Origin of the sequence: Peribacillus tepidiphilus (assembly GCF_009466385.1) — a bacterium.
In the GTDB taxonomy this organism is placed as follows: domain Bacteria; phylum Bacillota; class Bacilli; order Bacillales; family DSM-1321; genus Bacillus_BN; species Bacillus_BN tepidiphilus.
Genome location: NZ_WIAQ01000004.1, coordinates 68,205 through 82,097 on the forward strand (window position 1 = coordinate 68,205; position 13,893 = coordinate 82,097).

Annotated in this window: 14 protein-coding genes; 1 reads left to right on the plus strand and 13 read right to left on the minus strand. The window is 38.3% G+C overall.

The genetic code is table 11. The annotated features are described in order from the left end of the window. Positions 1 to 10: 10 nt before the first annotated feature. A complete protein-coding gene (locus GD441_RS04420) occupies positions 11 to 373 on the minus strand; it encodes an Asp23/Gls24 family envelope stress response protein (protein WP_153124117.1) in 363 nt (120 codons plus the stop codon). Positions 374 to 622: 249 nt separating this feature from the next. Here GD441_RS04420 and rpmB point away from each other — a divergent pair, with 249 nt between their 5' ends. Beyond that, a complete protein-coding gene (gene rpmB, locus GD441_RS04425; RefSeq protein WP_153124119.1) occupies positions 623 to 811 on the plus strand; it encodes a 50S ribosomal protein L28 in 189 nt (62 codons plus the stop codon). A gap of 164 nt (positions 812 to 975) precedes the next feature. On the opposite strand, the gene spoVM is transcribed toward rpmB, so the two are convergent. The 12 genes from spoVM to coaBC all read right to left on the minus strand — a co-directional run bounded on the left by spoVM (position 976) and on the right by coaBC (position 13,731). Beyond that, positions 976 to 1,056 carry a stage V sporulation protein SpoVM gene (spoVM, locus tag GD441_RS04430; RefSeq protein WP_153124311.1) on the minus strand — a complete coding sequence of 27 codons (81 nt, stop codon included), beginning with the start codon at positions 1,054 to 1,056 and terminating at the stop codon, positions 976 to 978. Between the two features lie 89 nt (positions 1,057 to 1,145). Further along, entirely contained in the window at positions 1,146 to 1,802 is a 657-nt protein-coding gene (locus GD441_RS04435) for a thiamine diphosphokinase (protein ID WP_153124121.1), read from the minus strand. A 123-nt stretch (positions 1,803 to 1,925) separates the two neighbouring features. Beyond that, positions 1,926 to 2,570: a ribulose-phosphate 3-epimerase gene (gene rpe / locus GD441_RS04440; protein WP_153124123.1), complete on the minus strand. Its 645-nt coding sequence runs from the start codon at positions 2,568 to 2,570 to the stop codon at positions 1,926 to 1,928. A 2-nt stretch (positions 2,571 to 2,572) separates the two neighbouring features. After that, positions 2,573 to 3,454: a ribosome small subunit-dependent GTPase A gene (gene rsgA / locus GD441_RS04445; protein WP_153124126.1), complete on the minus strand. Its 882-nt coding sequence runs from the start codon at positions 3,452 to 3,454 to the stop codon at positions 2,573 to 2,575. A 15-nt stretch (positions 3,455 to 3,469) separates the two neighbouring features. Then, positions 3,470 to 5,470: a Stk1 family PASTA domain-containing Ser/Thr kinase gene (gene pknB, locus GD441_RS04450; protein WP_153124128.1), complete on the minus strand. Its 2,001-nt coding sequence runs from the start codon at positions 5,468 to 5,470 to the stop codon at positions 3,470 to 3,472. Positions 5,471 to 5,475: 5 nt separating this feature from the next. Next, positions 5,476 to 6,225 (minus strand): Stp1/IreP family PP2C-type Ser/Thr phosphatase, encoded by a 750-nt coding sequence (locus tag GD441_RS04455; RefSeq protein ID WP_153124131.1) that lies wholly within the window; start codon positions 6,223 to 6,225, stop codon positions 5,476 to 5,478. A 4-nt stretch (positions 6,226 to 6,229) separates the two neighbouring features. Beyond that, positions 6,230 to 7,321, minus strand: a complete 1,092-nt coding sequence (gene rlmN / locus GD441_RS04460; RefSeq protein ID WP_153124133.1) for a dual-specificity RNA methyltransferase RlmN — start codon at positions 7,319 to 7,321, stop codon at positions 6,230 to 6,232. Positions 7,322 to 7,323: 2 nt separating this feature from the next. Further along, positions 7,324 to 8,670 carry a 16S rRNA (cytosine(967)-C(5))-methyltransferase RsmB gene (gene rsmB, locus GD441_RS04465; RefSeq protein ID WP_153124135.1) on the minus strand — a complete coding sequence of 449 codons (1,347 nt, stop codon included), beginning with the start codon at positions 8,668 to 8,670 and terminating at the stop codon, positions 7,324 to 7,326. A gap of 2 nt (positions 8,671 to 8,672) precedes the next feature. Continuing rightward, positions 8,673 to 9,617, minus strand: coding sequence for a methionyl-tRNA formyltransferase (fmt, locus tag GD441_RS04470; RefSeq protein WP_153124137.1), 945 nt, complete (start codon positions 9,615 to 9,617; stop codon positions 8,673 to 8,675). Then, positions 9,614 to 10,099: a peptide deformylase gene (gene def / locus GD441_RS04475; RefSeq protein WP_153124139.1), complete on the minus strand. Its 486-nt coding sequence runs from the start codon at positions 10,097 to 10,099 to the stop codon at positions 9,614 to 9,616. Before def ends, fmt begins: the two co-directional genes overlap by 4 nt. A 10-nt stretch (positions 10,100 to 10,109) precedes the next feature. Then, positions 10,110 to 12,521, minus strand: coding sequence for a primosomal protein N' (priA, locus tag GD441_RS04480; protein ID WP_153124141.1), 2,412 nt, complete (start codon positions 12,519 to 12,521; stop codon positions 10,110 to 10,112). Next, positions 12,508 to 13,731 (minus strand): bifunctional phosphopantothenoylcysteine decarboxylase/phosphopantothenate--cysteine ligase CoaBC, encoded by a 1,224-nt coding sequence (gene coaBC, locus GD441_RS04485; protein WP_153124143.1) that lies wholly within the window; start codon positions 13,729 to 13,731, stop codon positions 12,508 to 12,510. The genes priA and coaBC overlap by 14 nt, the downstream gene beginning before the upstream one ends. Positions 13,732 to 13,893: the final 162 nt, after the last annotated feature.

The following is a 13,893-nucleotide window of genomic DNA, read 5'->3' on the forward strand; positions in this document are numbered from 1 at the left end:
TTCCTCCTTACTAAGGGTTCGTTACACGAACTCCCTGTACAAAAATATTAACTGAATCGACCGCTAAACCGACCGTTTTGTCCAGTGTGTATTTTACTTTAGACTGTACGTTATGGGCAACCTCGGAAATTTTTGTACCGTAGCTGACAATAATGTACATATCAATATGTACTTCATCGTTTTCCTGACGAACAACGACACCCTTAGAGAAGTTTTCTCTTCTTAATATCTCCGCAATTCCATCTTTCAATTGCTTTTTTGAAGCCATTCCAACGATGCCATAGCAATCTACGGCAGCTCCACCGGCAATAGTTGCAATAACGTCATTAGATATATCAATTTGTCCGTACTTGGTTTTCAATTCGATGGACATATTTTTTCCCCCTTTGGTAATAAGCGCAAGCTAAGGTCATTTTACTATATTAAGAACTTTTTTTAAAGTCATACCTGGGTCCACCTTATTTTACACATTTCATGTCATACTATGTCAAGGCAGTATTCTTGAAAGCTAACATTAGAAGTATTGCATTCTCTCTCTAGGTGTGATAAATTATTAAGGTATTTTCTAAAGACTTAAGAACTTTGAAACTTAAGCTTGCGGTAGTTAGGAGGGAATAGATCGATGGCACGTAGATGTGTAATTACTGGAAAGCAAACTCGTTCTGGTAACAGCCGCTCTCACGCTATGAACGCTAGCAAGCGTACTTGGGGAGCAAACGTACAAAAGGTTCGTATTTTAGTGAACGGAAAACCTAAGCGTGTATACGTTTCTGCTAGAGCACTTAAATCTGGCAAAATCGAGCGCGTATAATGATTAAGCACCCATTATTTGGGTGCTTTTTTTCAAATAAAAACAGCACTTCACAAAGAAGTGCCTAGATTGTAGACAAAGTATGTTTTACCGCACATTCGGGCTGATTGAACAGCCTGAACAGCACTTCATAAAAAAGTGCCGTACCAATCCTTTTATGATTATTATCCCTTTTTAAAAGCTCCTAGCATTGCCCGAACAAGCCCCCCCAATATTCTTGGCAATTTAATCGTATAAAATCTCATAATGTCCCTCCTCATAAAAACCGATGTTATTTCATTTTCAGTTTATTCATTAGGTTTGTCTGACGTTTTCCCCAGAATAAAGCAAATTATCAATCATTGCTTCTTACAACCAATAATATGCCGGATTGAAAAGAAAAATGACCATGAGAAGAAATAAGTTCATTACTTATACATAAAGTAGAGCCTCTCTTAAGAGTATGATTGTTTAAAGGATATTTAAAACCTTGTAATGTAAGTCCTTTGACCTCATCAGAAATGGCAAAAAAAGATATATATTTTTTTGTGGTATGCTGCAATATATCATGTGTTCCTGGCGCTTTAGCAAAGATGATGTTATGACGGTCAATGATTTGGATTGATATATGGGTTCCGAGCGACATGATTCGGTCATTAATAAGGAGCTGTATTCCACCAAGAGTATGGTCCATTCTTCCCCCTGTTGCCCCAAAAATCAAAATCTCTTCTGGCTGCTGTTCAATTGCCCATAAAAAAGCAAGCTCCAAATCTGTCTCATCTTTCTCAGAAGGAAATGTGTTCATTTTCGAGGTTTGATTTGCAATCCACTTTCTTTCATCCTCTGTTATGGAATCAAAATCCCCAAAAGAAATATAAGGTTGAATTCCCGCTTTGAGTAAGGTGTGTACACCACGATCAACCCCCACCCATATAGATGTTGAATGATCATATTCTTTTAAGTTAGGAAGTAACTCATGAGGACCTCCTGCTAAAATACAGATTCTTTTCATCATAAATGCCCTTTCATTAATAAATTGAAAAAAAAGGATCACTCTTATTTTGAGTCATCCTCCACTGTTTATATAGTCTATTAGTAGGGGGCAAAATAACCCGCTACTGATGAAAGGTATTCTTTATCCTCTTATTGCATCTATCGCTTTTTTTCGATCGGCTTGATTATAAATGGCAGATCCTGCTACAAGTACATTTGCACCTGCATCAATGCATAGTTTAGCAGTCTCAGCATTTACACCACCGTCTACTTCAATCTCCAAATGTGGATTTTTCTCAAGCGCCATTTCTTTCACTTTTCGAATCTTTGGCAACACTTCAGGAATAAATTTCTGTCCACCAAAACCCGGATTAACCGACATTAATAACACCATATCAACATCAGCAATAATATGCTGAATGCTTTCCACTGGTGTAGCCGGATTCAAGACCACACCTGCCTTGACACCAAGCGATTTAATATAATGGATCGTTCTATGCAGATGCTTACATGCTTCTACATGAACCGTAATATAATCCGCTCCTGCTTTTGCGAAGGCTTCAATATAAAGATCGGGATTTTCAATCATCAGGTGAACGTCCAAAGGAAGCTTTGTAACAGGACGAATCGCCTCAACAATTAAAGGACCGATTGTTATATTCGGAACGAAATGTCCGTCCATTACATCGACGTGAATATAGTCCGCTCCCCCTGCTTCGACATCTCGAATTTCATCTGCTAGCTTTGAAAAATCAGCTGACAATATAGATGGGGCAATCTTCACCATAATTAGTACCTCGGCTTTCTATCTCGTATTTCTTCAAGAAATTCCATGTAATGATCATATCTATAATTCTTTATTGTTCCTTTTTCCACGGCTTCTTTTACCGCACATTTCGGCTCTTTATCATGCAAACAGCCTCTAAACTTGCATGAATGCCCAATTTTATATATTTCAGGAAAACAATAAGATAAATCTTCAACTTCAATACCAATAAAATCAAGTGATGAAAAGCCTGGAGTGTCAGCCACTAGACCATCTTCCAATTCAATTAATTCAACATGACGGGTTGTATGCTTACCCCTTCCGAGATGGGTAGAGATATCATTGGTTTTTAATTCAAGCTCGGGGTTTAGTGCGTTTAATAAGGAAGATTTCCCGACACCTGACTGTCCAGCAATTACACTGATTTTATTTTTTATATACGGCAACAGAAGCTCTATACCTTCATTGGTAACAGAAGACGTTGAAATAACCGGATACCCGATAGTACGATAATCTTCTATAAATGTTTGAATTCGCTTCATATTTTCTGTAGACAATAAGTCAATCTTGCTGATCACAATAACAGGATCAATTCCGTTTGCTTCTACTAAGACTAAGAAACGATCAAGCAGGAGTGTGCTAAATTCCGGTTCTACTGCTGAAAAAACCAAAATGGCCTGATCAACGTTCGCAATCGGAGGTCTTACGAGTTCATTTTTTCGTTCCTTTATTTCAAGGATATATCCGTCTGTGTCATTTTCTGCTTGATACACTACATAATCTCCAACTAATGGGGTGATTTTATTTTTTCTAAATACCCCTCTACCCCGACACTGAATGACATTTTCTCCATCCAAGACATAATAGAATCCACTAAGTGCTTTAATGATTTTACCTTCTGGCATAGCATCTCTCCTTGATTATTCATCATCTGGATAAGGAATTGCTTCGTCAATGATCACATTCTTATCCCGGATTACTTTAAATCCAGCTTTTTTTCCTTGTTGAATGGTTAACTCTATTTTTTTCTTGATTGTTTCTGTAATAAAAATAATCTCAGTCGGTTCAGTCATGCTTCTATTCATGTCTTCAATATAGATTTGTACCTCCTGAGGCTCACCTTCGATAACAGGTTCATATGGTATTGTCACTTCTCTTATGACGATCTTCGGTGGTACTTCTTCCTTTCCTTTTGAAAGAATAACCTTTATCGTGCTACCTTTTGCCACTCTGGAAAAAGGTTCAGGAGACTGAGAAATAACAAGACCTTTAGCTATTTTATCAGAAAACTCTTCCTTTTCAATTTCAATATTTAATCCCGATTCTTTTTCGTAGTCTTCTAATCCTCTCTCATTATATTCTGTGAGATTTTTTACAACCACCTTATTAGGACCTTTACTTACAATGAGCTGCAAATCTGTTTCCGAAGGTACCACCATTTCCCCTGCGTCAGGTTCTTGTTCTAGAATCACACCAGATTCTTCTTCGTCATTAAACTCTTCCTGAATATCCACACTCCTGAAACCCATACTGTCAATTAAAGTCCGAATATCTTCCATATTTCTACCTGTAAAATCCGTCAATTCAATTTGTTTTTTCCCTTTGCTAATATAAAGGTCTACAACAGTTCCTTCCTTAACCGTTCTGCCTGCTTTTGGTTCTGTAGCAATAATAAGGCCCTTGTCAACCTCTTCATCCTCAATTTCAAACGTTTTTCCGACTTTAAGATCTTTATCTAATAAGATTGAAATTCCCTCATCTAGTGTTTCATTCTTAATATCAGGTATTTTGACTTCCTCAGGAGCAAATAATCTAGGATAAACCAAAATGGCTGCTGCACCTAAAATAGTGAGGAATAAGAAAATGGATACTAGGATTTTTGTCAGTTTTTTACCGGAGTCCTTCTTTTTTTCTTTTTGTTTTTTCTTCTTGGATTTACCATTTAGATTCGGGTCTTGTTCTCCATTTACAGGTCGAACCTCCATTCCCCTCACAATCGTTTCATCCGAATTCTGAATGACTGTTTCGGAGGTAATGACGGGAATCGCTTTTGTAGCATCATCATCAAAAGGAACGACGAATGGCTTTTCATTAAGACGTTCAGGTTTTAATGCAGATCTAATATCTTCTCTCATTTCCTCGACAGAGTTATATCGATGAAAAGGGTCTTTTGCCGTAGCTTTTAGTACAATATTTTCGACACTTTGAGGGATATTGGGATACCAGCGTCTAGGGGAAGGAGTTTCGGATTGTAAATGCTTCAAAGCGATTGAAACAGCAGATTCCCCTGAAAAAGGAAGACGTCCGGTTAATAGCTCGAACATGACAATCCCTAAAGAATAAATATCAGATTTTTTGTTGGCCATTCCCCCCCGAGCTTGCTCTGGAGATAAATAATGAACCGAGCCAAGTACAGCATTCGTTTGGGTAATACTTGTAGAACTTAAAGCCATAGCAATTCCGAAATCTGTAATTTTGACATTTCCATCTTCGTCAATCAAAATATTCTGAGGTTTAATATCTCGGTGAATAATCCCATTTTGGTGAGCGTGAGAGATCGCTGACGTAATTTGACTCATGATATCGAGCGTTTTTCCTACCGGAATCGGGTGATACTTCTGTATGTATTGCTTCAAAGTTAACCCTTTTACGTATTCCATAACGATGAAATATATATTATTTTCTTCCCCAACGTCATAAATGCTGACGATATTAGGATGAGCTAAGCTCGTAGCGGATTGAGCTTCCCTATTAAACCTTTTAATGAATTCATCATCATTCGAAAAATCCATACGCAGAATTTTTAGTGCGACTTCTCGCTCCAAAATCATATCTTTTGCCAAGTATACATTGGCCATACCTCCGCCGCCAATCATATCGAGGATTTTGTAGCGGCCGTATATTCTCTTTCCAATCAGCATACCTATCACCCGCTTTCACTTTCGTCCAGATACTCTAAAAGTACAAGGGTGATATTATCTTCTCCGCCATAATGATTTGCAAGCTCAACAAATTTTTCGGATTTTTCTTTGAGATTTTCACTGCTTATTAAGATCTCGAGCATTTCGTCGGTAGTCAATTTATTTGAAAGTCCGTCTGAACATAAGAGCAAAACATCGCCTTCTTCAAAGACGATCGTCACAATATCCATTTCTACTGATTTTTCCGTACCAAGAGCTCTTAATAGAACATTTTTTCGAGGATGATGCTCAGCATCTTCCTTTGAAATTTGTCCTGACCTTACAAGCTCATTTACAAGAGAATGATCTTCCGTGATCTGTTTAAATCCATTTTCATTTAATAAATAGCAGCGGCTGTCTCCTATGTTTGCAATCGTTGCGAATCGGTTCGTACAAATTGCTGCCACAATAGTTGTACCCATCCCTTGACAATCACTGTTTTCTTCAGCATGCTTGAACAGCATTAAATTGACCTCATGAATGGTATTTCTCAACCATTCCTCAGCCTGCTCAGGAGTTTCAACATTGGCTGACTTCTCCCAAAATTCTTTCATTTTTGTAACGGTTAAGTTACTGGCAACATCTCCGGCGCGGTGGCCGCCCATGCCATCAGCAACGATGGCTAGGCGTACCCCGGCAGGATTTAAGAAGATACCTCCGCTGTCCTCATTATGTTGGCGCACTTTACCGCGGTCTGTTATAAATACAGCTTTCATGGTTTCACCTCGTCTCTTCTTTTCGCTCCTTTGCACGAAGCTGTCCGCAGGCTGCATCAATGTCATGTCCCTGCTCTCTACGAATCGTAACATTAATACCATGTTTTTTCAGAGTTTTTTCAAAAAGAAAAATTTGTTCTCGAGGTGTTCTTACGTAGTTGCGTTCCGGTACATAATTAACCGGAATTAAATTTATGTGACATTTCAATCCTTTAACAAGTTTAGCTAATTCTTCTGCATGCTCGACCTGATCGTTCACTCCTCCAAACAAGCCGTACTCGAAGGTTACCCGTCTACCTGTTTTGTTAATGTAATATTTCACAGCCTCCATTAAATCCGGAAGCTTATAGGCACGGTTTATTGGCATTAGCTTACTTCGAAGTTCTGTGTTTGGTGCGTGAAGAGAAATAGCAAAATTAATTTGCATATTTTCATCTGCAAATTGATAAATTTTCGGAATAATTCCACTTGTTGAAACTGTAATATGACGTGCTCCTATATTTAGTCCTTTTTCATGGTTTACGATTTTCAGGAAAGAAAGCATTTCATCGTAATTATCAAAAGGCTCACCGATTCCCATAATGACAATGGAGCTAACCCTTTCGTCTGTTTCATCCAATGCCTGTTGTACTTTTACGACTTGGGCAACAATTTCTCCTGCTTCGAGGTTTCTTTTTAATCCTCCTAATGTGGATGCACAAAAAGTACAGCCGATTCTGCAACCCACCTGAGTCGTAACACAAACAGAGTTTCCGTATTCATGCCTCATGAGGACTGTTTCAATTGAATAACCATCATGAAGCTCAAATAAAAACTTGATGGTTCCATCACTTGAAGTTTGTTGAATGATTGTTTTCAAAGTAGTAATCGTAAAATGTTGGGATAATTTTTCTCTTAAAGATTTTGAAAGATTTGACATATCTTCAAAGCTAACTGCTCTTTTTTTATAAAGCCAGTCGAATATTTGGTCAGCCCGGAAAGGCTTTTCTCCATGATTGCCTAACCACTGCTTTAACTCATGAAGCTCCAAAGAATAAATGGACGGCTTTTTTTCTTCTAGCTGTTGTTTAATTTCTTGCATGTTCGTTTCGTTCATTCCTATACCTTCTTTCTAAAAGCAGCAATGAAAAATCCATCACTGCCAAAATCCTGAGGAAAAATTTGAAGATAGTAACCATTCACAAAAGGCTGAATGCTTGCTGGTAAACGGTCCGCTAAATTTAGGTCTCCTTCAAACTCAGGATGATTAAGCAAAAATTCTTTCGCTACTGTTTCATTTTCTTCTTTGTCTACAGTACATGTACTATAAACTAAAGTTCCGCCTTTTTTTAATAACGGTGCTGCAGCTTTTAAAAGGTCAAGCTGAATGCCCGCTAGATTCCGAATGTCATTCTCCGACTTCGAATATTTTAAATCTGGCTTTCTTCTCATGACGCCTAATCCAGAACATGGAGCATCTACTAATATCTTATCGAAAGATTCTTTTTCAAACTCCTCCCCAACTTTTCGACTGTCGAGAGCCTTTGCTTCTATGTTTGAGAGGCCTAATCGCTCTGCTTGCTTCATGATGAGCTTTACTTTATGCTCATGTAAATCCAATGCCGTGACAGTACCGCCATTTAAACGTTCTGCTATGGCACTTGTTTTGCCCCCTGGTGCTGCACATGTATCTAATATCTTATCAAAATGGTGCGCTCCAAGTGCATAGGCCACAAGCATAGAACTTTCATCTTGGATAGAAAGATAGCCATTTTCATAGGCTTTTGAATGAGCTAAGTTCCCTTTTAAACAAATGATACTTTCTGGAATGATTGGACTTGCTTTTACTTCAAATCCTTCTTCTTCAAGCATAGAAATAACTTCATCTCTTGTTGCTTTTTTTAAATTGACCCTAGCAGTCTGAGTCGGAGCTGTTAGATTGATCTCACACATTTCCTTTGTTTTCTCGATACCGAATTGCTTTACCCATCTTTGTACAAGCCATTTAGGATGACTTGTTTCAATAGCCATTCGTTCAATAGGGTCTTCGATATTGTCCAAAGAAGGAATCCCTTTTCTTTGGATGTTTCGAAGCACTCCATTTACCATCGAAGCAATTCCTTTATGCCCGCGTTTTTTTGCAATCTCGACAGCTTCAAACAAAATGGCGTGATCCGGAATTTTTTCTAAATAAACCATTTGATAAAGGGAAATTCGCAATAAAGTCTTAACCCAGCTATCTATTTTATTGCTTGCACGTAAAAACGGACTTAGATAATAATCCAACGTATATTTCCTTTGAATCGTACCATACGTAATTTCGGTTAATAATCCGCTATCAGCCGGAGATAGTTGATATTTATTGATATAATGATTAAGGAGAAGATTGCTGTATGATTGGTTTTTTTCCACACTTTCAAGTAAATCTACAGCAAGCTCACGAACACTTACTTTCTGTTTCTTCATTTTTAATCTCCTAACACTTCCCCGGTTTTCAGCTGGCTTCCGGCTCCTCTTAAGAAGTCTTTAGCATCCATTCTTTTTTTCCCACTAGGTTGAAGCTCTGTAATTTTGATCGCAGTTTCATCTCCTGTTGAAACAACAAACCCATCTTCGTCAATTTGAATGATTGTGCCAGGTTTGGTGCTAGAAGATTGTTTCACCTTTTTTGAACTCCATACTTTTAAAATCGTTCCATTTAAAGTGGTGTAAGCAACCGGCCAAGGATTTAATCCTCGGATATGGTTATAAATTTCTATACCACTTTTTGACCAATCAATTTTTTCTTGTTCTCTTTTAATGTTAGGGGCGAATGTAGCTTTTTCTTCCTCTTGCGGAATTGGCTGTAGCTCGCCACGTATAAGCTTTGGCAAAGTATCAGATAGCAGGTCTGCTCCTACCTTACTAAGCTTATCATGAAGAGTCCCTACATTATCGTTTTCGTCAATCGGGACTTCAGCCTGTGTCAAAATATCTCCTGCATCTAGCTTTTCGGCCATATACATAATGGTAATACCTGTTTTCTCTTTCCCTTGCAAAATAGCGTAATGAATAGGTGCTCCTCCACGTAGTTCCGGCAAGAGGGATGCATGAACATTGATGCAGCCTAATGGAGGTGCATCTAATAGCTCTTTAGGAAGGATTTGGCCGAAGGCAGCAGTCACTACTAGGTCCGGTTGTAAAGCCAATATCTTTTCTAGTTCTTCCTTTTGTCTGATTTTTTCAGGCTGGTATACAGGGATACCATGCTTTAATGCTTCAACCTTCACTGGAGGTGGAGTTAATGTTTTTTTTCGTCCTACCGGTCGATCAGGCTGAGTGACGACAGCTATAACTTCATATCCATCCTCAAGAATTCTTTGTAAAATAGGAACTGAAAAATCCGGAGTCCCCATAAAAACGATTTTTGTCATTCCTCTTCATACCTTTCTAATTCTTCTTCTGACAAGTATTTCGAGATTTTTTTTGTAAATAAAATACCTTGTAAATGGTCGATTTCATGCAAAATCGCTCTCGCAAAGAAATCCTCGGCCTCGATCTCGTATTCTCTACCTTTGCGATCCTTTGCACGAACCCTTACATAATAAGGTCTTTTTACTTCACCATACACACCTGGAAAGCTTAAGCAGCCTTCTGGGCCAATTTGTTCTCCATCTGTTTCAAGAATTTCTGGATTAATCATTTCAAGTGTACCGGAATCATCCCCGATATCTACGATGGCAATTTGCTTTTTCACCCCAACTTGAGGAGCGGCAAGACCTACGCCATCCGCTTCGATCATCGTATCGTACATATTATCTAACAGTTTTGCCAATTTCTTATCAAAAACTGTCACTTTATCACATTTTTGTTCCAAAATTTCATTTGGATATGTCACAATCGGTAAAATAGCCAAGATGAACCTCCTACATCATCATTTGCGGATTTAAATCTATTGTAATTTGCAAACCCTTGGTTGCCATTTCATTTTGATAATGGTCTAAAACCTTTTTTAGAATATTTTTTAGTTCTGGTTCCCGCTTGTATTTTATCAAACATTGATATCGATATCTATTATTGATTCTAGCTATAGGCGATGCAACAGGTCCTAAAATCATTGCTTCACGGCTTAATGACTTTTGAAAGAGTCGGCTTATTTTTTCTGTTACGCTTACCGTGTACAGCAAATCTTCATGTGATACCGTTATTAATGCAATAAAAAAATACGGCGGGTATGCATTTTGTTTTCTAAGCATCATTTCGTGTAGAAAAAAAGCATCATAGTTCTGCTCTGAAGCAAGCTTGATGGCATAATTATCTGGAGTATAGGTTTGGATAATGACCTCACCAGGCAGTTGATGTCTTCCAGCCCTGCCGCTTACCTGAGTCAATAGCTGAAAGGTTTTTTCAGCAGAACGAAAATCTGGTAAATGAAGCATCGTATCAGCCGAAAGCACACCCACAAGAGTAATATTTGGAAAATCAAGACCTTTTGCAATCATTTGAGTACCTAACAAAATATCCGCTTTACCCTCCTGAAAAGCTGTTAAGAGCTTTTCATGTGAACCTTTTTTGCTTGTTGTATCAACATCCATCCGGATAACCCTTGCCTCGGGAAGTATTTTACCTAGCTCTTCCTCCACCTTTTGAGTACCTGTTCCAAAAAATCGGATCGCCTCACTGCCACAGGATGGACAAATGGAAGGCATAGGTTCTTCGTAACCACAATAATGACATTTCAGCAAATTGTTATAACGGTGATAGGTCAGGGAAATTTCGCAATTTGGACAGTTGCACACCTCACCGCAATTGCGGCACATGACAAAGCTAGAGTGGCCTCTCTTATTGAGGAATAATACAATTTGCTCTTTCTTTTCAATGCGATCTTTCATTTTTTCAAGTAGCTTTACGGAAAAAACAGAACGGTTTCCTCCTCTTAGCTCCTCGCGCATATCAACCACTTCAACAGATGGAAGCTTAGAATTGTTCATTCTATTTCTTAATGGAAGTAAGTGATACCGCTCTTTTTTTGCACGCGCAAAAGATTCTAATGTTGGTGTTGCACTACCAAGGATGACTGGACAGCTATTGCTTTGCCCTCTCTTGATTGCGACGTCCCTGGCATGATACCGAGGAGACTCTTCCTGTTTGTAGCTGGATTCATGCTCTTCATCGATAATAATAATGCCTAGTCTTTGAAAAGGTGCGAAAATAGCAGAACGGGCACCTACAACAACACTTACTTCTTGTCGATGGATTTTTCTCCATTCGTCATATTTTTCACCGATGGACAAGCCGCTGTGCAAGACAGCCACTTCATCTCCGAACCGCTCTTTGAACCTTTTTACCATTTGAGGAGTTAACGATATTTCCGGTACTAACATGATCGCTTGCTTGTTTCTTTTTAAGACCTCGTCTATGGATTGTAAATAAATTTCTGTTTTCCCGCTTCCAGTTACTCCATAAAGAAGAAAAATATCGTGTATACCATTCTCTACCGTTTTTAGGATTGGGGCTAAGGCTTTTTCCTGATCTTCTGTAAGCTTAAACGGTTTTTTCTTTTCAAAGGATCTGTTTTCATATGGATCTCGATAAATTTCTTCTTCCATTTCCTGCAATAACCCTCTGTCGATGAGTGCCTTGATGGGTGCAGTCGTAGTTGACAGCTTTTGAAGTAGGTCTTTCTGAGCAATTTTTTCATGATTAAGGAAATAAGATAGAATTTCCTTCTGCTTTTTTGCACCTTTTGACATGCTATGAATAGCTGCTTGAAGCTCCATTTTTGAAGCCCTTCGACAAATTACCTTTATTGTTTTTTTATTGTACTTGTCCTTCACTTCATAATAGACTTCTAAAGTCCCTTTTTCGATTTCTTTTTGAAAAAGCTTTAAATCATTCCTATTTGCAATTTCTTCCCATAATATACTTTCTTTTTGTTGAAATAGTTTATATATAGCACCGTCCGTGTTTTTTTCTGAAAAGCTTTTTGTTCGCCTTATTTTTTTTTCGTACTTTGCTTTCATTGCTGCTGGGAGCATGGCTTGGAAGGCTGAAATTTTATAGCAAAGCGTTTCTTCTGTAAGCCAGTCGCCAAGCTTGAGAAGCTCTTTATTTAATACGGGTTCAATATCTAGTAGCTTCGAAATGTTCTTCAACCCTTTAAATTCGGATTCAGATTTCAAATCAACAACAAATCCTTGTACCATTCTCGGACCAAAGGGAACAGCCACTCTCATTCCGGGTTTTACAAGACCTTGCCATTTTTCAGGGATCAAATAGTCAAATGGCTTGTCCGTTTGCTTTGCCGGTACATCTACAATGACTTCAGCTATTTTCATCGGCATCATCCTTACCAAGGAGATTGGCTGCTTCTTTTAGAATTACATTAGCAATTTGATGTTTTGTTTGCTTAGGCAATTCTATTTTTCTTCCGTCTCGATGAAAGATGGTCACAATATTCGTTTCTGTCCCAAATCCTGCACCTTCCTGAGAAACATTGTTGGCTACAATCATATCTGCATTTTTTCTTTCAAGTTTTCCTTTGGCGTATTCCTCTACATGTTCCGTTTCTGCAGCAAATCCAACTAAAATTTGATTCGTTTTTCTTTTTCCAAGCTCGAGTAAAATATCTTTCGTGCGTTTGAGTTCAATTACATGATCTCCGGACTGCTTTTTCATTTTTTGCTCATAAATGGTTTTAGGTGTATAGTCAGCTACAGCTGCTGTTTTTATAACAAGATGCTGATGATCAAAATGAGACATAACAGCGTTGTACATTTCTTCAGCTGACTCGACTTTAATTAAAGTAACGTTTGAAGGAGCTTGTATTTGGACAGGACCTGAAACTAAGGTAACCTCTGCACCAAGTTTTACAGCCTCTTCTGCAATTGCATATCCCATCTTTCCAGTTGAGCGATTTGTAATGTATCGAATTGGATCAATTTTTTCGCGGGTAGGTCCGGCCGTTATTAAAACCTTTTTCCCTTTCAAGGGTAGTTCCTTTACTTTAGAAAAAAACGCTTTTGTTTTTTCAACAATTCTTTCAGGCTCTTCAAGTCTTCCTTTTCCAACATAGCCGCAAGCCAGATATCCTTCACCAGGTTCTATAAAATGATATCCAAAGCTCTCTAAAGTTTTCATGTTCCGTTGAACAGCTGGATGCTCGTACATATGAACATTCATTGCTGGTGCAATCCAGACAGGTGCTGTTGAAGCAAGCAAAGTTGTCGAAATCATATCATCTGCAATACCATTTGCCAATTTTCCAATAAGGTTAGCCGTTGCAGGTGCAATTATAATTAAATCCGGCCAATCAGCTAAATCTATATGAGCTATTACTTCAGGATTTTTTTCATCAAAGGTATCCGTAAATACTTCATTTCTAGAAAGTGCTTGGAAAGTAAGAGGAGTCACAAATTTCATAGCCGACTCTGTCATCATCACTTTTACTTTTGCGCCTTCCTGTGTCAGTTTACTTGTAAGGGCAGCTGCTTTATAAACTGCGATTCCGCCTGAAACACAAAGCAATATTTTTTTGTCTTTAAGCATAAATATTCCCCCAAAACATCTGTTGGTTTCTATTATGAAGCATAACCTATCATTTTTCATCTATTACATAGAAAAGCGGATAGCGCCCTTTCTTAAATAGAAAGAGGCTGACTCAGCGATAAGTGACGGCACCTCCCTGAGTCAACCCCTTAAGAAAATGTT